We start from the raw sequence: 19,552 nt of genomic DNA on the forward strand, positions 1-19,552 counted from the left end.
CGAAACGCTACCGACCTGAGCGGCTTCAGCCAGGATGCCGTCTTATTTGGCATCATCTTCCCAGATCTCTCGCCGGAGATTAAAAATATGACTTAAAATGTAACAATACTTAGCAAACGCCGGTACTTCCCTGGCTCAGTCTGAAAGTGTCGTGGTTTCTGGCAAGGATATGGCAACGATTCGCTTTGTCAACGAGAATCGAGAGGTCGTCGTCGCGGAAGGCGCTAACCTGCGCTTGAAGGCGCTGGAGAATCAGATCGACCTCTACAAGATGATGGCCAAGCTGCTCAACTGCGGCGGCAACGGTCAATGTGGCACCTGCGTGGTGGAGATCGTCGAGGGATCCGAGAACCTCTCCCCTCGCACCGAGGCAGAAAACCGCAAGCTCAAGCGCAAACCGGATAGCTACCGCCTCGCCTGCCAGACCAAAGTGCTGGGGGATATTGCCGTCAAAACGAAGCCCTAACGCCCATTTTCTCTTTGGGCAAGCCGTACCTAAAGAGTGGTATGCTGACTGCCAGTTAGGCTTGTGGCGGTTGGAGCTATGGAGACGAATTACCTGGGCATCTTGGCCACTCTCTTGGTCGTTTTGGTGCCTGCCATCTTCCTGGTGATTTTGTACGTGCAAACCTCTAGCAGATCTGGCGGTTGACCCTACTGGCTCAAATCGGGCAAATGGCGTGCCCAAGGCCAGACAAAAAGGGGATCCTCTCGACAGGGAGGATCCCTTTGCTCTTGCAAGCCGGACGAACCAAAGGTACGCAGGTTAACGGCCTCAACCGGCCCGGTCAACCTGTTGCCTGAGCCGCCCTAGCTTGGTCAAATGTTCCTGCAGGCTCATACAAAAATTCAAACAGGTTGCCGTAGGGATCCTTACCGTAGAAAGAGGCAGTGCCATCCCGATGGCTGTGGATTTCTCCTACCCGAATGCCTTGGGATTTCAGGCGCTGGTGCTCTTGCTGGAGCTCCTCCAGGTTATCGAAGACAAAGCCAAAGTGCGGCCCTGCTGCGCGGTAGCCCGGCCCCAATAGCGCCAGCCCATCGTCCCCTGCTTTCATGTAGGCCCAGTCGGGATCCTGCCAGACGTTGACCATGCCCAGCTTTTGGTAGAACTCCACTGCCTTGGGGATGTCTTCTACCCGGATGGCGACATGCCCGAGTTGCCTAAGTGCCATGGTTCTCTCTCTGCTCAATGGAGCCAACTGCAAGGGTTCTCCTGTAATCCAGCATAGCTTGGGGGAGGAGCCCCTCTTCACTCCCCAGCGAGCAGAGATGGGATCCAATCAATTTCAACCTCATGTCAAGCCAAGGCCAGGCCAACGCTTAGGCTGTTGGCTGGGTGGCCAGGAATCGTTCTAGCTCGCTCAAGGCTTCTGCATCCATTTTGGTTTGCATGGGGCAGAACTTCGGCCCGCACATCGAGCAAAACTCCGCCGTTTTGTAGATATCTGCCGGCAAGGTTTCGTCGTGATATTCGCGCGCCCGCTCTGGATCCAAAGACAACTCAAATTGTCGGTTCCAGTCGAAGTTGTAGCGGGCTCTGGACATTTCGTCATCGCGATCCCTGGCCCCAGGACGGTGGCGGGCAATATCGGCAGCGTGGGCGGCAATTTTGTAGGCAATGAGGCCGTTGCGCACATCCTCGGCATTGGGCAAGCCCAGGTGTTCTTTGGGGGTTACGTAGCAGAGCATCGCTGCCCCGTACCAGCCGGCCAAGGCCGCCCCAATGGCAGAGCTGATGTGGTCATAGCCGGCGGCAATATCGGTTACCAGCGGCCCCAAAACGTAGAAAGGAGCCTCGTCGCACTCCTCCATTTGCTTGCGCACGTTAAACTCAATTTGATCCATCGGCACGTGCCCAGGCCCTTCCACCATCACCTGCACATCGTGTTCCCAGGCCAGGCGGGTCAACTGTCCCAGGGTTTTCAACTCCGCCATCTGGGCCTCGTCAGAAGCATCGTGCAGACATCCGGGCCGCAAGGAATCTCCCAGACTAAAAGAGACATCGTATTTCTTGAAAATCTCGATGATGTCGCGGAAGTGGGTGTAGAGCGGATTTTGCTTGTGGTGGGCCAACATCCAACGGGCCAGGATCCCGCCTCCGCGAGAGACAATTCCGGTTAGACGGTTGCGCACCAACGGCAAGTGTTGGATCAGGATCCCGGCATGGATGGTCATGTAGTCCACCCCCTGCTGGGCCTGCTTTTCAATGATGTGCAAGATATCCTCTGCCGAGAGTTTTTCGACATGGCCATGCACACTTTCCAGGGCCTGGTAGATCGGCACCGTGCCAATGGGCACCGGAGAAGCTTGGATAATGGCCGTGCGAATTTCGTCCAAGTCACCGCCGCCGGTGGACAGATCCATAACGGTATCGGCGCCGTATTTGATGGCCAATTTCAGCTTTTCCAGCTCCTCGGCCAACCCAGAGGAAGTGGGGGAAGCGCCGATGTTGGCATTGACTTTGCAGCGGGAGGCGATCCCGATGCACATCGGCTCTAGGTTGGTGTGATGAATATTGGCAGGGATGATCATGCGGCCCCGCGCCACCTCTGAGCGGATCAGCTCCGGTGGCAGGTTTTCCCGCCGAGCCACGTAGTCCATCTCTTCTGTAATCACGCCCTGCCGGGCAAAGTGCATTTGCGTTACATTTGCTTGCCCACGCCGGCGGGCAACCCATTCGCTGCGCATGGTGTCAACTCCAGTGCTCGCTTTCCTACGCTGGTATGACCCAGATCAGGTTCTGAGGATGTAATCTCAGCCTGGGGCAAAACCCCCAGACACTCCTAGCGTGCTGTGATTCTATCACCGAAAGTAAACTACCTGACTCCGACCGCTAAGCGGTACGGAGCGGGCTTTCCGTAGCCCTGCAGTTGGCAAGCCAACCACGGGCCTCTGGGCCGGTTTACAGCGACCCCCAAAAGCGCAATGACGTTAGCACCGTTAAAATCCGCATCCCCTTCCCAACCACAGACCGGGTTCACACAGCGAAAACGCTTCCCTTCCCGTTGCCCAATCCACAAACACCGGTGGCAGGTCTGCGAGCTGTAGGCAGGCGGCACCACCACAACCTGGATCCCTGCTCTGGCAGCCTTGTACTGCACAAACTGCCGCAACTGGTAGAACGCCCAACTGTTTGACCGCCGCCGCTCCGTCTTGCTGCGCCGCTGTTGGTTGGTACGCTCTCTAATTCCAGTCAAGTCCTCCAAGGCAATAAAACTGTGGGTGGCCAGTGCCCTAGCAACAATGGACTTGGAGATGCGATGGTTCACCCAAGCTTGAAAGCGTCTCTCCCGACCAGACAGCCGTTGCAACAGCTCCCGGCATCGACGCCGAGTGCTGCGTGTGCCCTTACTGGCCTTGCGTTGCAGAGCCGCCCTCAACCGGGAGTAGTGATCCCTCACCTTATTCAGCTGCTGTCCATTCCAGTTGTCCCCCTCAGAAGTATGGGCAATATCTCTCCTACCCAAGTCCACACCAATCGCCTCGGTGGTGTCTTGTGGCTCCGGTGGGTCGTGCTCCACGCAAATCTGGATGTAGTAAGAACCGTCTTGGCGTTTGACCAACGTGGCCGCTTTGGGATGAGAACCCGCAAGCATGCCGCACTGGTAGTTACCTATATTCAGCTCAAAGCGTTCGCGTCCCTCAACGGTGGTCAGCGACACCGTCCAGTCTTTTTCCCGAAAAGAAAAGATGCGGGCATCGTAGGTAACAAAACCCCCCTTGAAGGCTTTGACCGGACGATTCTTTTGCCGGGCAACCTTGCGGGCAGCGGCCAGCCTTCTGCACACCTGTTGTGCCAAATTGCTGGAGAGCCCAAAGCGGGTACGAATTGCGCGGTAGCAGAGCGATTGAAGCTTGACTGGGTTGACCACCTTCTCTGGTGTGTTTTGGTTGACCCAGTAAGGCCTACGGCCCGCTGGCGCGAGGAGTGCTTGTGCAAAAGCCGACAAGGTTGCCTCTAGCTTCACGGCTTGCGAAGCAGACACCTTGAGCTTGCAGGAGATAGTCAGGACTTGGGCCATGTCACGATTATCCGTCGTCCGCATTGCTCCCGCCCCTGACCCTACGGGTACAGGGCGGGGCTCCTGCGGTTTCTAGCTGAAGCAAGGCAGGAGCTTTGGGGTCGTTTCAGAATAGTTTAAGGCGGTTTCCGGTCGCTTCTTGCCGCCACCCTTAGCCCCAACCCCTCTCCTAGAGAGAGAGGAACTCGTCAAGAAGTTGCTTGTCTCTCTCTCAAACGAGCTTCCCCCTCTTCAATAGCCACCGTGCCTTGACCCAAGACTTTCTGAAAAAAGGATCCGAAAAGATGCTTTGTTCGTCCAACTGTGGGATCCACACAACCGACAATCTTGCTTAGGAGATCGTCCTCTACGGATTTAATGTAGGAAAATCAGTTGTCGTGAACGTAGATTTGGTGGGCAACTCTATCTCTAAGTCTCTCTTGATTGACAACAAAAGAGTCTTCGCCTTCAAATTGGATTCCTAACTCATAGGCGATAGCATCGGTCAACGCCCACTCGATAAAAAGGCTAGACAAAGCATCTCCGCAGAGTTTCTGGATCGGAGATGGTTCTGTGTATTTCATCCGCTCCGATAGTAGTTCGGCAGCCGGGAAGGCGGCCAACAATAAAACGTTGTCTTGATACTCTCCCTTTCTTGAAGCTGCGGGTCGATCAGGGGATCCCGCCCAGCCAGCGCCGCCAGCTCCACCAGGGATCCCCTCTCCTGGTGGCCCTAAACAGCTCGGCCACTTCTTCGCCGCTGGGTCGAGCCCTAAAGGTCTGGAGGACGCTGTAGAGGCCGGGCTCTTCCTGCTGCCACAGGCTCCAGGGATCCGGGTAGGCGCGAAACAGGGCTCCTTCCAGCAGCGAGCGCAGGTAGTAACTGGTCTCAAAGGTGCTCAGGAAGCGTTGCCGCAGCCGGCGCCCAGCCAGCCCCACCCCCACTGCGGCGGCATCCTGAAGTTGTGGGTTGAGGAGAACGACGGGCTTGGGATCCCGGCCTTTGGCAGCCAGCCCAGAAGGATCGCCGCCGCTCACCACCTGGCAGACCCGCTCCACCTGATCCAGGCTGTAGACTGCTGGCATTACAAACAGGACGCTCTGGTCTGGTGTAGGCTGCGTGCGGGCAGTCAGGCTTTGCAGTTGCATCCCGTCGGGAAGGGATCCCCACTCCCGCTGGGCCAGGGCTGCTCCGCCGGCATCGCTGAACAACACCAAAGCCGGTGGCGGCAGCAGCTCCAAGAACGGACGGGCTAAGACTTCCGGCTTGATGTCGGGGGCGAGGATCTCGATGAGCAGGCGGCGATACCCCGCCTGGATAGCCAGGCGTGTGGCCTGGATGGCCTGCTCGCAGGCTTGGGCCAGATCGCCGGGCAGGTGGGGAAACTGAGTCAGTTGCAGTTGTTCAGCCACAGTCTCATCCCATCAGATCCATCAGATAACAAGATTGCAACAGACGCTCAGCCGGACAAGTCTTCCCAAGCCCTGTGGGTGAGCAGTTCTTCCAGAACCCGCACCCCCCGCAGTTGGTTGGAAAGGGGCAGGTGACCTTTGGGGGCAGACAGATCCCAGGTGAACTCGTCGGGGTAGCGGGTCCAGTGGTAGCCTTGTTTCCAGCCAATCAGCGGCCAGAGGCGCTCCCAGTTGCGATTCACCCCCAGCCAGAGCTGCCGCTGCACCGAGTAGCCGAAGCGATCCCCGGAGGCCACCCGCCACAGGCGATCGATGGTGCGCAGATCCTCTGCCGGGATCCGGCTCACTTCGGAAAAGTACAGCCAGCCCCGCCGCGCCGCTCCCTCTCCCGCTGCCCGGCACAGCAATTGCAGGCTCAGCCGATCCGCTTCCAGCCAGGCTCCCGCCGCCAGCAACTCCTGGAGAGGCCGATAGTCAATGTCCAGGGCTGAAATCAGAGGGACTGTCACCATTGCCGTTGCAAAAGGTTTCTTTCGAATTCTAGTCCCTGTTGGCGGCCCACTCAGGGTTCAGGAGGATACTTGGGCGGATCCCCAAAGACGATGCGATAGCCAAGATAGGCCACCCCTAGCAACCCCGCCAGGATCCACAAGAAGGCTGAGAAGGGCATGTAGGAAAAAAAGACAACATAGACCCGGCGGCTGAGCCAAGAAAAAATGAGATAGACTGCCGCTAAGAGGCCGATCCCTTGCAAGGTGCGGAAAGCCGGCACCCGTGAGAGCGGCATGCGCTGCCGTGCCACCCAGATGGAGCTAAGGAAATAGTAGGGAGGCACCAGCAACAAGAACATATCCGCCTGCTTCACCACCGCCTGCCAGCCAGCCGTGTTGGTGGCATAGGCCAAGTAACCGGCCCAGAGGACAAGGCTCACCGCTGCCAAGCCGATGTTCAAGCTGAGCAAAAAAGGCTCTTCCCACTGCCCCGGGATCCAGTGGCAGAGAACCCAAACCAGCCAAGGAGCCGCAAAGAGCAGGATGGCAATCGTCAAGCCGTTGGCGTTGAGCTGGGTGAAAAACGTTTCCAGGGTCATAATGGCGAAGGGAGGGAAAGTCGATTTCACTCGATAGTAGCGTAGTTCCAATCCTTGACCAAAATCCGTCAACACTGACCAAAAAACAACGGTCTCAGGGATCAAGTTTTCCGGACAACCCAAAAGGGATCCCTAAATTACCAGCGATCCTTTCTGATCCACTTGGCAACATCCCTTCCCAAAAGTCCAAGGTCTTGCTCCCGACAAACGCCAACCCCTCCCCCAGCAAGGAGAGGGGCGGCGGGCTCGGCAACAGCCCAGACTAGAGGCCTTGCAGCACCGTATCCTGGCGCACCGAGAGGTTCTGGATGCGGGTATCTTGCGCAGCCGGGGTATCCTCCTGGGTGAACACGCCGATCTGCCGCAAGTAGCGAGCCAGCGCATCCTGCTCGCTGCCGGGGGTGTCAAAAGTGATGCCGGAGCTGGGGGCCAAGTTCACCCGGTTGGGGTTAGACAGGCGCGGGAAGGGATAGTCATCCCCACCGTTGGCCAGGAAGTCCAGCGTCACCAGGCGGAAGGTACGGCGGGGATCCCCTTGCAACTGGCCGTTGCGCACCACCACATCCCGGCCCGTGGGTGTGTCCACCCGCAAAGAGATCACGCGGGATCCCGGTGGTCGCGACGGATCAAAGCTGAAGGCAAAGCCGCCAATCTGCGGGAAGCGGCCCGGCGTGGCCCCTGGCTGGCTTTGCGCCACCCCGTGTTCTATCAATTGTTTCAGCTCCTCGGCGGTGACGGTCACCAGCGACAGGCCGTTGTTAAAGGCCAAGGCAGTTTCGATATCCAGTTGCGAAACTTGGCCTGACTGCTTGCCGGCATCGGGGTTGGCCAGCGGAGGGATCCGCCGCACCGGCTCGCCGCCGCCGCCGCCGGTGGTAGCCCCAATGGGAGCGCGAATGCCACCCCCGTTTTTCAGGGAGATAACCGTGGTGGCATCGACAGTTTTGGCGTAGGCCAAGTTGGCATCAGCCGTGAGGTTGCCCAGGTTGGTTTCCTCGGTGCGCACCTCGGCCCGCAGGCCGTTGAGGAATTGCGTAGTAGAGCCAAAGGTGCGGCCATCCTTGGTGCGGATGATGTTGCCGATCTCGTTGGCCACCCGCACCACGTCGGGGTTGGGAGTGCCGCGCACGGCTGCCACCCCTTGGTCGTCGGTGGCATAGGCGCCGCTTACCGGATCGATGCGGGCAATCACCCCATTGGCGTCGAAGCCGGCCACCAAGCGGCCCACGTAGCGGTAGTTGGCGCCGGTGTTGACCACTGCCACCGGCTGGCCACTGGCTGAGGTGCGCAGGATGGGGTAATCGCCCGTGCGCACATCTTCAGGGCGGAGGCGGTCGGTGGGCTTGGCAATAACACGGTGGGAGCCGCCGGCGATGATGACATCGACATCCCGCAGTTGGCTGGCCAGGGTTACCTCGTTTTGGAGCTGCTGCAGGTGGGCCAGGAGGATGATCTTGTTAATGCCCTGGCCGGTGAGCTGGTTGACGAAATTCTGGATGAGGGCAGCGTTCACCTGGTCGGTGTCGTCCACCCTGCCTTCCACCCTCACCTCAGGGCCGGGACTGGAAATGGCGGCCAAGCGGGTGGTGGTGGCACCCACCAAGCCAATCCGCTGTCCTCCCACCGTGATCACCGCCGTCTTGACGATCTTGCCGCGGATGGAGCTGGCCTCTTGGCCATCGGCAGCAAAGTCAGAGCTGGCCAGTTCGCCGGTGCCGCTGAAGCTGAGGTTGGCGCTCAAGTAGGGAAAGCGGGCGCCCGCGTAGCCGCGGCTGCTGTCGGGTCGGATCAGGTCGCGAATTTGGCGCGTGCCTTGGTCAAATTCATGGTTGCCAAAGGCAGACGCCTCAAAACCGATGGCGTTGATGATTTCAATGTCGGCTTTGCCAGGCGTGCGGTCATACCGACCTCGCAGGGAAGGATCCGTGCTGGCGTTGTAGAAGGGGCTGGGAATGTAGTTGTCGCCACTGGAGAGGATCACGGTGTTGGGAAATTGGGGGCGCAGCGCGTTGATCACCGCCGAGAAGCGGGGGGCATCCTGAACGGCGGCAATGGAAGCTTCCAAGTCGCTGGCGTGCAAAATCTGCAGCGTAAAGGCGGGCGGTTGACTGGAGAGGGTGACATTGGGATCCGAGGCGATAAACCCCGCTCCTCCGCCGGCTGGAGGAACTGAGCTACTGCTGGTACCGCAGGCGCTTGCCAGGCCCAGCACCAAACAGCACAGCCCAACCCACAGGGACTTGGCCAGAGGGTTCAGCCAAGCCGGAAACCCTCCCTCGGCAGGGGCTAACCCTCGAGCGCGACAAGCTGATTTCATGACAGTTCCTTCACTCCATCCACGAGACAAGACGCATCCGCGTTCACGTTACCAGGGCTGGGCGGGAGGTTTCGCTATGGCTTGTTTAAGATTGGGTCAAGCTCAGGTTAAGCTTGCCGCGGATCCCAGCCAAACTGGTGCAAGTCCACCCGGCCCTCGGCGTCGAAGGGGATCCCTTCGGCTTGGAGTAAGACTTTTTGCAGGTCGTCGTAGCCGAGGCGAAAAGGGGAGTAGGAGATGCGCCCTTGGGCGTTGATCACCCGCTGCCAGGGGATGTCGGTTTTTTGGCCTTGCAGGCGAAACAGGGCATAGCCCACCTGGCGAGCATACCCCGGATAGCCGGCAAGCCGCGCCACCTGCCCATAGGTGGCCACTCGCCCCGGCGGGATCCGCCGCACAACTTCATAGAAGCGCTGGTAGAGGCTGATGGATTGGGCCTCGGTGGGGCAAGCCGGTGTCATAGGGATCCCTACCCAAACTCAGGAGACAATGGAGTTGGCTGATAACAAGCGCAGCTCTTCCTATGAGTTATCTCATTGCGGTACTGCCGGATCGCATGGCTGCCGAGGCGGCCTATAGCGCTCTGGAACAAGCCGGCTTCCCTCTGGAGCGATTGCACCTGCTGGGGCGAGGCTACAAAACGGCGGATGAATTTGGGCTCATCGATCCGGCCCAAGCAGCCCACCGCCAGATGCAGCGCCTGGCCATTTGGCTGGTGCCCTTTGGCTTTTTGGCGGGAGTGGGGTTCAGCGTCCTCAGCGGCCTGGATACCTTTGCCTGGGCGGGATCCCTGGGCAACCACCTAATCGGCGGCCTGTTGGGTGCCCTGGGTGGGGCCATGGGCAGCTTTTTTGTGGGGGGAGGAGTAGGCCTGACCAGCGGCTCCGGCGATGCTTTGGCCTACCGCAACCGTCTCAATGCGGGCAAGTACGTGCTCATTTTGGAAGAGGAGAACGAAACCCGCCTGCGCGAGGCAACGCGGATTTTGCGCCAATTTGAGCCGGAGAATCTACAAGGGTACAGCGAGCGCCTTTGAAGACTAGAAAAGAAATGGGTACAGCAAGCTTAGACCCCTTCGCATAGGTTCAATCGTGAGGGAGCAAAAAGCATGTCTTGGCAGTGGCAGCGACCTTTGGCCTTGCCTGCTCAAGTGGGCCGCGGCTGGGCCATCGGCCTGGGGGCAGGGATCGCCTGGCTGGCCTCTTGGCCGGCTCTTGCCCACCACGCTCTGGGCGGGAGATTGCCGGCCACAGGGTGGGAGGGGTTTTTGTCGGGCCTGGCCCATCCGGTGATCGGCCCGGATCACCTGGCCTTTGTGGTGGCCATTGGTCTCATTGCGGCGGGGCAGCCCTGGCGCTATGGGATCCCGCTGGGCTTTGTGCTGGCCGGTCTGGTGGGCACCGGGATCCACCTGGCCGGCTGGGATCCCCTGGGGCTAACCGAGTTGGCCATTGCCTGCTCCATAGTTCTCTTTGGCCTACTGCTGGTTCAATCGCGGCAGATCCCAAGTTGGCTTTTGCTGCTGTGGGGATCCCTGGCGGGGCTATTCCATGGCTATGCCTATGCCGAAGCGATCATCGGTGCCGAACCCATGCCCTGGCTGGGCTATCTGCTGGGGTTGAGCACCGTTCAATATGGGGTAGCGCTCCTTGCCCTCTGGGCGGCTGAAACCTGGGCAGAGAGGATCCCTGGCTTAATCCGCAGTGCCGGCTGGATGATTGCAATAGTGGGGGCTATATTCCTAACGTTGGCGGTGGTGAGCTCCTAGACACCCTTGCACTGGGGATCCCCAATCCGGTACAAGGATAACGGTGAAGATGAGTAACAACAAGGGGAGATCCCATGGAGCGCACCTTTATCGCCATTAAGCCAGACGGCGTGCAGCGGGGTCTGGTGGGCACCATCATCCAGCGCCTGGAAAGCCGGGGCTACCAATTGGTGGGCCTAAAGCTGGTGCAGGTAAGCCAAGAGCTGGCGGAAGCCCACTACGCTGAACACAAGGAGCGCCCCTTCTTCCCCGGTTTGGTGAAGTTCATCACCTCAGGGCCGGTGGTGGCCATGGTCTGGCAGGGCAAAGGGGTGATTGCTGCCGCTCGCAAGCTCATCGGCAAGACCAACCCTTTGGACGCCGAGCCGGGCACCATCCGCGGCGATTTTGGCATTGATATTGGCCGCAACCTCGTCCATGGCTCCGATGGCCCCGAGACCGCCCAACGGGAGATCGCCCTTTGGTTCCAGGAATCCGAGCTGGTAAGCTGGACGCCCGCCACCCAAAGCTGGATTTACGAGTAGGCATGGCCGGTGGCAGCAAAATGGCTCGTCGCGTCGATCCCTAGTTCTCTTCTCCCTTTGAACAGAGGCTAGAGAGGAAAACTGTACAGCGATCCGGGGCAGGAATCAAATTATCAAATAGCGATGAAACAGTTCTTCAAGTTCATCCACAACTCCCCTCTCTCTCTGGGAGAGGGGCTGGGGGTAGCGGCGCGGAGCGCTTGGGAGCTGTCTCGATCTAGCCTGGAATGACCATATCTCGAACCTGCTTTAGCTGGTTGCGAACTGCTGCGTCGGAAAGGCCCTGACCCATCCCTTCTCTACCAAAACTTGAGTGGCGAGCAGGATTTGTTTCTTGCTGAATCGTCGCTTTCTTTCCGCCCAGGCGTGGAAACCCTCCACCAGCTCCTCCGCCGTGCTGGGGTGGTCGCGAGTTATGATCCAATGGGCAGTGGCGAGCAGTTCTAAACCATATGGCGACTCAAAACCCTCCACGAGGTCGCTAACACGCTCGAAACGTTCTCTCGTCTCCGGCTGACTGGCGAGGTAGCTGTAGGCCTCCTCAACGGCGCCAGGCACAAGCTCTAGCTTCTTGTCCGGTTGGTCACCCCCCGATCCGTACCCGGAGATGTAGTGCCCTTCGATTTCCTTGAGAACATGCCGCAGGTTCTCAGCATAGGGGCCATAGACGCCCTTCGTGAACCGCAGGCGCAGCGGCTCCCCGGCCTCCTGCAGGAAGTACATCAGCTTGTGCAGCTCGAGCAGGGAAACGAAGGGAACCAGTAGACCGTTGATGTAACGCTCCATGAGGCCCACCAGCACCGCTCTTCCCGGGGTCAAGGTGGAAACCTGCCCACGGCGCATGCTCTTCGGCAAAAGCTGAACTTCAGTCGGCTCATAGACAAGAATGCGGACATCCGTGAGCGTTGCCAGTGCCCGCTCGATGCGGGAGCGAACATCTGGCCAACTGAGACCACCGAGGCCACAGCCTAGGGGTGGCAAAGCAACCGAATGTAGGTCAAGGCGCCTGATCTCTTGGACAAGGGACTGCAGCCCAGCCTCAATGTCCTCAATCCTCGACTTCCCTCGCCAGTGGCGCTTGGTGGGAAAATTGATAATGTAGCGCGGATTGGTCAGCTTTCCTGTCTCGAAAACCAATAGTTTGCCCGGCCGAACCTCCCCCCGTCGGCAAGCTGCTGCGTAGGCCTTGAAGTTCTCAGGCCAGGCTTTTTTGAACTGCAGCGCAATGCCACGGCCCATGGCGCCAACGCAGTTAACGGAATTGACCAGCGCTTCCGCATCCGCTTTCAGGATATCCCCGACACAGTACTCGAGGTTCATGGCCTCTCTCCGCTAAAAATACCAATCGGCACGGACTTCAACCGCAGGATTATACCTACTTCCTGCCAATGCTTGGTTGACCCTGTCTTTGACGCTAGCCTGGCACACTCCGATCCTTTCAACGAGATCAAAAGGGAAATAGCCATGGACGAGAAATTCTGCCTGCTTGCGCTCTTTAATATCTGAGTTGCGAAAATCCCTAGCACTAATGGCATCCCAGTCTAGCTCACCAAGACAGTCGAGTTGTGCGCGAAACTCAGTGTAGCGTGCCCCTGCATTGGAGAGGGAGAAAGCCCATCGAGTTCCACTGTGGTCAGCCCAATTGATGACCCGGTACAGATCGGCTTCGAGGTGTACGACTAGGGTCTGCCCGCCGCGATAGGCCAACTCGGGGTGGTTGGCGCAGTGGATAACATAAAGCATGATCGAGCGCGGGCAAAAATAAAAGGGAACATAGTCGCCGACTTTTGTGTCGGGGTGACAGGCAACTTCCAGCTCCTCGATTCGGCGCCGCTTGATTTTGGACATGCCAATTATTTGCGTCGGCCCGCCTTGCTGCAGGATTGCCGCGTCAGAAAGTAGGCCGCCGGCAGTTACGATACCTTGCAAGTTGTCCACATGAGTGATGTGGTAAATTTTCGGGCTTTCTGGGATAGGCATCGTACCTCTAACCTACGACCCAGCTTTGGAAAAGGCAAAGCCAAGCTGGCCCTAGCCAGAACGGGAATCAAGGCCGACAGGCTCAGAAGCGGCGGAGCTTTCGCTGGGATCCGGGAGATACAGCCGCTCTTCCGAGGCATCGTACTCAAAGAGCTCCGCATAGCGCCCCCAGTCAACGGCTGTAGCAAACTGCCGCTCAGCTTCCTCGTGGGGAAAATGTTCGTCCCAGAGATCCAAGAAGAAGTCCGCCCGCATGGAGCGGCTGTTTTTTTCTTCCAGCGTCTGCAGGATGCTCTTGAAGACCGGCACCCGTGCCAAAAGCTGCTGTCGGAAGAGATCCTTGCTGCGCAAGATGGTGGTGTTGGCAAAGTCTTGGCCGATCTCGGTCAGTTGTACCACCCTGCCGCTTACCTCGGCAAAGCCCAACAGCACCGCCGCATCCAAAATCGGCAGCAAGTCATCCACCGCCAGTTGCAGCCGCTCGGCCAGCTCGGCAATCTCTACCCGTGCCTGCGGCCATTCCACAATCAGCTCCAGCAAACCACTGATGCCGCCCACCCGCGCATGGGGCAGGGGCAGCGCGTAGGGAGAAGTTGCCCTACTGCTTACCGAAGTGGGGGCAGCCACCTCGCCGGTTACCGGGATCTCCGGATTGGTCATGATCTCGTAGATGTAGTCGACCAGGGACTTGAAGCGGGGATCCGTACGTTCGTGGGGCCGCGGCAGGTCGATTTTCACCTCTCCCCGGATCCGCCCCGGCTTGGATCCCAGGATCACCACCCGATCCGCCAAAAACACGGCCTCTTCGATGTTGTGGGTAACGATGAGAATGCTCTGGGAAGGGAAGGCCTGGGTGTTCCAGAGCTCGTCGATCTCCCCCCGCAGGTTCTCCGCCGTCAGCACGTCCAGAGCGCTGAAGGGCTCGTCCATAAACAGCACCTTGGGCTCTAGAACAAAGGCGCGGGCAAAGCCCACCCGCTGCTTCATGCCCCCCGAGAGTTCCTTGGGGTAGGCGTTCTCGAACCCATCCAGGCCCACCAGGTCGATGGCCTTGAGGGCCCTTTGCCGCCGGATCTCGCGCGGGATCCCTTGAGCCTGCAGCCCCAGCTCCACATTTTCCTGCACCGTCAGCCAGGGCAAGAGAGCAAAACTCTGAAACACCATGGCCACATCCGGGTTGGGGCCCCGCAGAGGACGTCCATTGCTCAACACTCGCCCTTCGCTAGGCGGGATCAGGCCCGCCATGATGCGCAGCAGGGTGCTTTTGCCGCTGCCGCTGCGGCCCAACAAAGCCAAAACTTCCCCTGCCCGCACTTGCAAATCTATCTGGCTTAAAACCGTAAACTCGCCCTTGCCCTCCGGCAAAGGAAAGCGCTTGTAGACCCTCTCAACTTCGATCAGAACCGGAGAAGCTGCAGAACTCATATCAGATAGCCTCAAAGATTAAAGGTGATATTTTTCTTCTGCCAATTGATACAACCGCCGCCAGAAAAGGCGATTGATGCCCACCACAAACAAGCTCATCATGCCAATGCCCAAAGTAATGCGGGGCCAATCTCCCACCGCCGTTGCCTCAGCGATATAGGTGCCCAATCCCGTAGCCTTGAGAGTGGTGGATCCCCAGGCCACGATCTCCGAGACAATGCTAGCGTTCCAAGCGCCGCCGCTGGCCGTGATCCCCCCGGTAACCCAGGCAGAAAAGATCCCCGGAATAATCAGCTTTTGCCAGCGCTGCCATCCCCGCAAGCCCACATCCACGGCCATCTCGCGCAAATCTGTGGGAATGCTCTGGGCGCCGGCAATGGAGTTAAAGAGAATGTACCACTGCGCTCCCAACGACATCAGCAAAATGCTGCCCCACTCAATGCTAATTTGGGTGCGGATGAAAAACAGCGTGGCAAATGGAAAGAGGAAATTGGCCGGAAAAGCTGCCAGAAATTGCACCACCGGCTGCAGCAACTTTGCCAGGCGTGGATTAAAGCCGATGGCCACTCCGATCGGCGTCCAGATCACGGTGGCGAAAACCAACAGCACGCTGACCCGCAGCAGGGTGAGGATCCCCAGCCCAAAGGTCAGCAGCACCTCCCCGAAACCCACGGTGGTGGACACAAAATGAACAATCCAAATCCCGATCCCGCCAATGGCCAGCCAAGAGAGCTGAGTCAACAGCCGCTCGCGGCGTCGCTCCGCCTCGGGATTGGGTGGATCCCCCCAGCGCGGGCGAGTTAAATAGGACAACAGCCGATCCGCCAATTCTCGGAAGGGAGCCAGCCAATTGCCCAGCAACCGCGGGATCCGCGCTGCGGTCAGCAGATCATACAGCCACGACTCCGGGGCAGCCGCACCGGCGCTCTGCTCCAGGCGAAACTTATCCGACCAGGCCACCAGAGGCCGCCAGAAGAGCTGATCCACCAGCAGGATCACCACCGCCATGGTCAAAAGCGCCCAGCCCAACTTGGGCAGATCTTCTGCTTGAACGGCGGCTTCCACATAGGATCCCAGGCCAGGCAGGGTGTACTCCTGGTTAAGCACGCTGATGGCCTCGCTGGCGGCCACAAAGAACCATCCCCCGCCAAAACTCATCATGGCGTTCCAGATGAGGCCCACCATCGCTGCCGGCACTTCCAACTGGACGAAGCGCTGCCAGCCCGACAAGCGGTAGAGGGTAGCCGCTTCCACCAGCTCCTGCGGCAGGGTGCGCAAGGATTGGTAAAAGGAAAAAGTCATGTTCCAAACCTGGCTGGTGAAGATGGCGAAGATAGAAGCCGCCTCCAGACCCAGCAGGCTGCCGGGAAAAAGCGCGATAAAGCCGGTAACGGTAATGGAGAGAAACCCCAACACCGGCACCGATTGCAAGATATCCAACAGGGGGATCAAAATTCGCTCCGCCCAGCGGCTTTTGGCGGCGATATACCCGTAGATCAGGGTAAAAAGGGTGGAAAAGAAGAGGGCGATGAACATGCGCAAGGTGGAGCGGGCGGCGTAGTAGGGCAGGTTGCGCGGATCCAGGTCGACTCGGGGCACCAGCGCCGGCGGCTGAAACTGCTCAAAAGCCCCCGTCCCCACCTGCGCCACCAAGGCCAGGAGAACCAACGTGCCCAGAATAATAGCCCCATCAGCAGCCCCAGCCGGCAGCCGACGGAGTACCTCTGGAGAAGGAAAAGTCCTCATGTCCGCTCCGAAAGGTTCACGAAACGGTAACAAAGCATCCCCACCCCACCCCGCAGAATAGAGTCCTCAGCCTCTGCAGCGTTGCCGCTTTACTTCCTGCTTCCGCGTTTCCTAACTGGCCGGCTCCCAACCCCGCAACAGGAAACTCCACGCCAGGCTTTGCACTGCGTTGAGGTCGCGGTCTATTTCTAAACTCAGAAAACCCACACCCAGCAATACTACCTGAAATAGGCACCGTAAACTACCCGACTCCGACCGCTAAGCGGTACGGAGCGGGCTTAAGCGCTCCGCGCCGCTGACGCGAATGGTAGCCCTGCAGTTGGCAAGCCAACCACGGACCTCTGGGCCGGTTTACAGCGACCCCCAAAAGGGCAATCACGTTGGCACCGTTCAAATCTGCATCCCCTTCCCAACCACAGGCCGGGTTGACACAACGAAAATGCTTCCCTTCCCGTTGCCCAAGCCACAAACACCGGTGACAAGTTTGCGAAGTGTAGCTAGGTGGTACTAACACCACCTTCACCCCCGCTCTTGCTGCCTTGTAGTGCACAAACTGCCGCAACGGGTAAAACGCCCCTCGCGCTAGCGGGCCGTAGGCCTCACTGTTTGACCGCCGCCGCTCTCTCTTGCTGCGCGGCTGTTGGTTGACACGCTCCCGGATCCCGGTCAAGTCTTCCAAGGCAATAAAACGGTGGGTGGCCAGTGCCCTAGCAACAATGGACTTGGAGATGCAGTGATTGACCCAAGTTTGAAAACGTCTCTCCCGACCAGACAGCCGTTGCAGCGGCTCCCGGCATCGACGCCGAGTGCTGCGTGTGCCCTTACCGGCCTTGCGTTGGAGAACCGCTCTCAACCGGGAGTAGTGGTCTCTGACCTGGTTCAACTGCTGTCTATTCCAGTGGTCTCCCTCAGAAGTATGGGCAATATCTCTCCTACCCAAATCCACGCCAATTGCCTTGGTGGTGTCTTGTGGCTCCGGCACCTCAGACTCCACGCAAATTTGAATGGAGTAGGAACCGTCTTTGCGCTTGATGAGCGTGGCCGATTTGGGATGAGAACCCGCCAGCATCCCGCGCTGGTAGTTACCTATATCCAGCTCAAAACGTTCGCGTCCCTCAACGGTGGTCAGCGACACCGTCCAGTCCTTCTCCCGGAAAGAGAAGATGCTGGCATCGTAGGTAACAAAGCCAGACTTGAACGCTTTGACCGGACGGTTCTTTTGCTGGGCAACCTTGCGGGCAGCGGCCAACTTTCTGCACACCTGTTGTGCCACTCGCGCTAGCGGGACGGAGTCCTTATTGCTGGAGAGCCCAAAGCGGGTATGAATTGCGCGGTGGCAGAGCGATTGAAGCTTGACTGGGTTGACCACCTTCTCTGGTGTGTTTTGGTTGACCCAGTAAGGCCTACGGCCCGCTGGCGCGAGGAGTGCTTGTGCAAAAGCAGACAAGGTTGCCTCTAGCTTCACGGCTTGCGAAGCAGACACATTGAGCTTGCAGGAGATAGTCAGGACTTGGGTCATGTTACAACTATACGTCGTCCGCATTTCTCCCGACCCTGACCCTACGGGTACAGGGCGGGGCTCCTGTGGTTTCTAGCTGATCCAGTTGCCACAGAGGCAGCAGCTATCTCGAACGTGCTTCCTCTGCAAGGATGGGAAATCCGGAGAGTCCTTGAGCCTACACTCCGGCAAAAGTGAAGAAAACAGGATCCCTGAGCCCGGTTGGTCGGATCGACCTCTAGATTGGGTGAGGTGTCGATAGTGCCCCAACCATGAGCAAGCCTAGCTTTGCGGTGATCGGCCTGGCGGTGATGGGGGAAAACCTGGCCCTCAACGTCGAGCGCAACGGCTTTCCGGTTGCCGTCTACAACCGCACCGGCTCCAAAACCGACCAGTTCATGCGGGAGCGAGCCCGAGGCAAACAGGTCACCCCTGCCTACAGCCTGCCGGAATTGGTGCAGATGATGGAGCGGCCCCGCAAAATCCTGATCATGGTCAAGGCGGGCCCGCCGGTAGACGCGGTGATCGACGAGCTGAAGCCGCTGCTGGAGCCGGGAGACATCCTCATCGATGGCGGCAACTCCCTCTACACCGATACGGATCGCCGCGCCGAGGCTCTGGAGTCCACCGGGATCCACTTTGTCGGCATGGGGGTGAGCGGCGGCGAAGAGGGCGCCCTCAACGGCCCCAGCCTCATGCCCGGCTGCAGCCCGGAAGCCTATCGCCAACTGGAGCCCATCCTGAGCAAAATTGCCGCTCAAGTGGCGGATGGCCCCTGCGTTACCTACCTGGGGCCCAAAGGGGGTGGGCACTACGTGAAGATGGTGCACAACGGCATCGAATATGGCGATATGCAACTGATCGCCGAGGTCTATGACTTGATGCGCCGGGGCTTGAAGCTGACGGCCTCGCAGATGCAGGAGATTTTTCAGGCCTGGAACGAGACGGAGCTGGAGTCGTTTTTGATTGAGATTACCGCCAAGATTTTGGGAACGCTGGATCCGGAGACGGGCAAGCCGCTGGTGGATCTGATTTTGGACAAGGCGGGGCAGAAGGGTACGGGCTTGTGGACGGTCAAGGATGCCCTGGATTTGGGGGTGCCGGTGCCCACCATCGAAGCGGCGGTGCAAGCTCGCATCCTCTCGTCGCTGAAAGAGGAGCGGGTGGCTGCCTCTGCTCAGTTGAAAGGGCCCGATGCAACTTTTGAAGGGGATCCCGACTGCTTCCTTGAAGATCTGCGTGCCGCCCTCTATTGTTCCAAGATCTGTTCCTATGCCCAGGGGATGGCGCTGCTCAGGCAAGCCACCGTTGCCCACGGCTATGTCTATACCTTCAGCGAGATCCCGCGGATTTGGAAAGGGGGCTGTATCATCCGCGCCCGCTTTCTGGGCGAGATCCAATCAGCCTACAAACGGGATCCAGAGCTGGTGAACCTACTTTTGGATGAGGAGTTCAAGCAGGCGATCCAGGAGCGACAGGGCTCCTGGCGGCGGGTGGTGGCCACGGCGGCAGCCCTGGGGATCCCGATCCCAGCCATCAGCGCCTCCTTGGCCTACTACGACAGCTACCGCACCGCCGACCTGCCCCAGAACCTCACCCAGGCCCAGCGGGACTTCTTCGGGGCCCACACCTTTGAGCGCATCGACAGGCCGGGGGTTTTCCACCACGCCTGGAATCCCTAGAAGTCTTGGGATCTCCCTCTGGCCTGGGATCTGTCAGCGTTGGTCCATGAGTTTGTGCAGGTGTTCTCCGATGACCTGGATGCTGCTGAGGATGCGCTCTTCCGG

General features: G+C 58.9%; 19 protein-coding genes and 1 riboswitch. Of the genes, 6 read left to right on the forward strand and 13 right to left on the reverse strand.

Translation table 11 applies throughout. The features are described from left to right. Positions 1–169 precede the first annotated feature (169 nt). Both NW851_RS03145 and psbM read left to right on the forward strand, forming a co-directional pair. The gene (locus NW851_RS03145; RefSeq protein ID WP_414335084.1) at positions 170–466 is read left to right on the forward strand and encodes a 2Fe-2S iron-sulfur cluster-binding protein; all 297 of its coding nucleotides are present in this window, start codon (positions 170–172) and stop codon (positions 464–466) included. A 78-nt stretch (positions 467–544) separates the two neighbouring features. Continuing rightward, positions 545–652 carry a photosystem II reaction center protein PsbM gene (gene psbM, locus NW851_RS03150; RefSeq protein WP_414335083.1) on the forward strand — a complete coding sequence of 36 codons (108 nt, stop codon included), beginning with the start codon at positions 545–547 and terminating at the stop codon, positions 650–652. 136 nt (positions 653–788) lie between these two features. Here the strand turns inward: psbM and NW851_RS03155 are convergent, their stop codons facing one another. The 8 genes from NW851_RS03155 to NW851_RS03190 form a co-directional block, all read right to left on the reverse strand. Continuing rightward, complete coding sequence (locus NW851_RS03155) at positions 789–1,175, reverse strand: VOC family protein (RefSeq protein WP_414335082.1); 387 nt, start codon at positions 1,173–1,175, stop codon at positions 789–791. Positions 1,176–1,323: 148 nt separating this feature from the next. After that, entirely contained in the window at positions 1,324–2,691 is a 1,368-nt protein-coding gene (gene thiC, locus NW851_RS03160; RefSeq protein WP_414337009.1) for a phosphomethylpyrimidine synthase ThiC, read from the reverse strand. Positions 2,692–2,696: 5 nt separating this feature from the next. Next, a riboswitch (TPP riboswitch) is annotated at positions 2,697–2,798 on the reverse strand. Between the two features lie 21 nt (positions 2,799–2,819). Beyond that, the gene (locus NW851_RS03165; RefSeq protein WP_414337039.1) at positions 2,820–4,025 is read right to left on the reverse strand and encodes an RNA-guided endonuclease InsQ/TnpB family protein; all 1,206 of its coding nucleotides are present in this window, start codon (positions 4,023–4,025) and stop codon (positions 2,820–2,822) included. 651 nt (positions 4,026–4,676) lie between these two features. Then, entirely contained in the window at positions 4,677–5,417 is a 741-nt protein-coding gene (locus NW851_RS03170) for a DUF1995 family protein (RefSeq protein WP_414335814.1), read from the reverse strand. A 47-nt stretch (positions 5,418–5,464) separates the two neighbouring features. Beyond that, positions 5,465–5,929 carry a GUN4 domain-containing protein gene (locus NW851_RS03175; RefSeq protein ID WP_414335816.1) on the reverse strand — a complete coding sequence of 155 codons (465 nt, stop codon included), beginning with the start codon at positions 5,927–5,929 and terminating at the stop codon, positions 5,465–5,467. 50 nt (positions 5,930–5,979) lie between these two features. Beyond that, the gene (locus NW851_RS03180; RefSeq protein ID WP_414335817.1) at positions 5,980–6,537 is read right to left on the reverse strand and encodes a hypothetical protein; all 558 of its coding nucleotides are present in this window, start codon (positions 6,535–6,537) and stop codon (positions 5,980–5,982) included. Between the two features lie 232 nt (positions 6,538–6,769). Beyond that, positions 6,770–8,824, reverse strand: a complete 2,055-nt coding sequence (locus tag NW851_RS03185; RefSeq protein ID WP_414337012.1) for a bifunctional metallophosphatase/5'-nucleotidase — start codon at positions 8,822–8,824, stop codon at positions 6,770–6,772. Between the two features lie 107 nt (positions 8,825–8,931). Further along, complete coding sequence (locus tag NW851_RS03190; RefSeq protein ID WP_414335821.1) at positions 8,932–9,285, reverse strand: MGMT family protein; 354 nt, start codon at positions 9,283–9,285, stop codon at positions 8,932–8,934. Between the two features lie 62 nt (positions 9,286–9,347). Here NW851_RS03190 and NW851_RS03195 point away from each other — a divergent pair, with 62 nt between their 5' ends. The 3 genes from NW851_RS03195 to ndk all read left to right on the forward strand — a co-directional run bounded on the left by NW851_RS03195 (position 9,348) and on the right by ndk (position 11,116). After that, complete coding sequence (locus NW851_RS03195) at positions 9,348–9,860, forward strand: hypothetical protein (RefSeq protein WP_414335822.1); 513 nt, start codon at positions 9,348–9,350, stop codon at positions 9,858–9,860. 72 nt (positions 9,861–9,932) lie between these two features. Next, positions 9,933–10,592 (forward strand): HupE/UreJ family protein, encoded by a 660-nt coding sequence (locus tag NW851_RS03200; RefSeq protein ID WP_414335824.1) that lies wholly within the window; start codon positions 9,933–9,935, stop codon positions 10,590–10,592. A 74-nt stretch (positions 10,593–10,666) separates the two neighbouring features. Then, positions 10,667–11,116 carry a nucleoside-diphosphate kinase gene (gene ndk, locus NW851_RS03205; RefSeq protein ID WP_414335826.1) on the forward strand — a complete coding sequence of 150 codons (450 nt, stop codon included), beginning with the start codon at positions 10,667–10,669 and terminating at the stop codon, positions 11,114–11,116. Positions 11,117–11,365: 249 nt separating this feature from the next. Here ndk and NW851_RS03210 read toward each other — a convergent pair whose 3' ends face one another. From NW851_RS03210 to NW851_RS03230, 5 genes are all read right to left on the reverse strand, one after another. After that, positions 11,366–12,436 carry a macro domain-containing protein gene (locus NW851_RS03210; RefSeq protein WP_414337015.1) on the reverse strand — a complete coding sequence of 357 codons (1,071 nt, stop codon included), beginning with the start codon at positions 12,434–12,436 and terminating at the stop codon, positions 11,366–11,368. 12 nt (positions 12,437–12,448) lie between these two features. Next, positions 12,449–13,096: a DUF4433 domain-containing protein gene (locus NW851_RS03215; RefSeq protein WP_414337017.1), complete on the reverse strand. Its 648-nt coding sequence runs from the start codon at positions 13,094–13,096 to the stop codon at positions 12,449–12,451. A gap of 51 nt (positions 13,097–13,147) precedes the next feature. Next, positions 13,148–14,521, reverse strand: coding sequence for a nitrate/sulfonate/bicarbonate ABC transporter ATP-binding protein (locus tag NW851_RS03220; protein ID WP_414336097.1), 1,374 nt, complete (start codon positions 14,519–14,521; stop codon positions 13,148–13,150). 18 nt (positions 14,522–14,539) lie between these two features. Then, positions 14,540–16,267, reverse strand: coding sequence for an ABC transporter permease (locus NW851_RS03225; RefSeq protein WP_414337019.1), 1,728 nt, complete (start codon positions 16,265–16,267; stop codon positions 14,540–14,542). Between the two features lie 241 nt (positions 16,268–16,508). Then, a complete protein-coding gene (locus tag NW851_RS03230; RefSeq protein ID WP_414337021.1) occupies positions 16,509–17,786 on the reverse strand; it encodes an RNA-guided endonuclease InsQ/TnpB family protein in 1,278 nt (425 codons plus the stop codon). A 251-nt stretch (positions 17,787–18,037) separates the two neighbouring features. On the opposite strand from NW851_RS03230, the gene gndA reads away from it, so the two are divergent. Further along, positions 18,038–19,447, forward strand: a complete 1,410-nt coding sequence (gene gndA / locus NW851_RS03235) for an NADP-dependent phosphogluconate dehydrogenase (protein ID WP_414337023.1) — start codon at positions 18,038–18,040, stop codon at positions 19,445–19,447. Positions 19,448–19,552 lie beyond the last annotated feature (105 nt).

This window comes from Synechococcus sp. H55.7, from assembly GCF_047462395.1.
Lineage (GTDB): Bacteria > Cyanobacteriota > Cyanobacteriia > Thermostichales > Thermostichaceae > Thermostichus.

Excerpts from the sequence above, each read along its gene's own strand:
- NW851_RS03145 (WP_414335084.1), top strand. The coding sequence starts at position 170 with ATGGCAACGATTCGCTTTGTCAACGAGAATCGAGAGGTCGTCGTCGCG.
- psbM (WP_414335083.1), top strand. The coding sequence starts at position 545 with ATGGAGACGAATTACCTGGGCATCTTGGCCACTCTCTTGGTCGTTTTG.
- NW851_RS03155 (WP_414335082.1), bottom strand. The coding sequence starts at position 1,175 with ATGGCACTTAGGCAACTCGGGCATGTCGCCATCCGGGTAGAAGACATC.
- thiC (WP_414337009.1), bottom strand. The coding sequence starts at position 2,691 with ATGCGCAGCGAATGGGTTGCCCGCCGGCGTGGGCAAGCAAATGTAACG.
- NW851_RS03165 (WP_414337039.1), bottom strand. The coding sequence starts at position 4,025 with ATGGCCCAAGTCCTGACTATCTCCTGCAAGCTCAAGGTGTCTGCTTCG.
- NW851_RS03175 (WP_414335816.1), bottom strand. The coding sequence starts at position 5,929 with ATGGTGACAGTCCCTCTGATTTCAGCCCTGGACATTGACTATCGGCCT.
- NW851_RS03185 (WP_414337012.1), bottom strand. The coding sequence starts at position 8,824 with ATGAAATCAGCTTGTCGCGCTCGAGGGTTAGCCCCTGCCGAGGGAGGG.
- NW851_RS03190 (WP_414335821.1), bottom strand. The coding sequence starts at position 9,285 with ATGACACCGGCTTGCCCCACCGAGGCCCAATCCATCAGCCTCTACCAG.
- NW851_RS03195 (WP_414335822.1), top strand. The coding sequence starts at position 9,348 with ATGAGTTATCTCATTGCGGTACTGCCGGATCGCATGGCTGCCGAGGCG.
- NW851_RS03200 (WP_414335824.1), top strand. The coding sequence starts at position 9,933 with ATGTCTTGGCAGTGGCAGCGACCTTTGGCCTTGCCTGCTCAAGTGGGC.
- ndk (WP_414335826.1), top strand. The coding sequence starts at position 10,667 with ATGGAGCGCACCTTTATCGCCATTAAGCCAGACGGCGTGCAGCGGGGT.
- NW851_RS03210 (WP_414337015.1), bottom strand. The coding sequence starts at position 12,436 with ATGAACCTCGAGTACTGTGTCGGGGATATCCTGAAAGCGGATGCGGAA.
- NW851_RS03215 (WP_414337017.1), bottom strand. The coding sequence starts at position 13,096 with ATGCCTATCCCAGAAAGCCCGAAAATTTACCACATCACTCATGTGGAC.
- NW851_RS03220 (WP_414336097.1), bottom strand. The coding sequence starts at position 14,521 with ATGAGTTCTGCAGCTTCTCCGGTTCTGATCGAAGTTGAGAGGGTCTAC.
- NW851_RS03225 (WP_414337019.1), bottom strand. The coding sequence starts at position 16,267 with ATGAGGACTTTTCCTTCTCCAGAGGTACTCCGTCGGCTGCCGGCTGGG.
- NW851_RS03230 (WP_414337021.1), bottom strand. The coding sequence starts at position 17,786 with ATGACCCAAGTCCTGACTATCTCCTGCAAGCTCAATGTGTCTGCTTCG.
- gndA (WP_414337023.1), top strand. The coding sequence starts at position 18,038 with ATGAGCAAGCCTAGCTTTGCGGTGATCGGCCTGGCGGTGATGGGGGAA.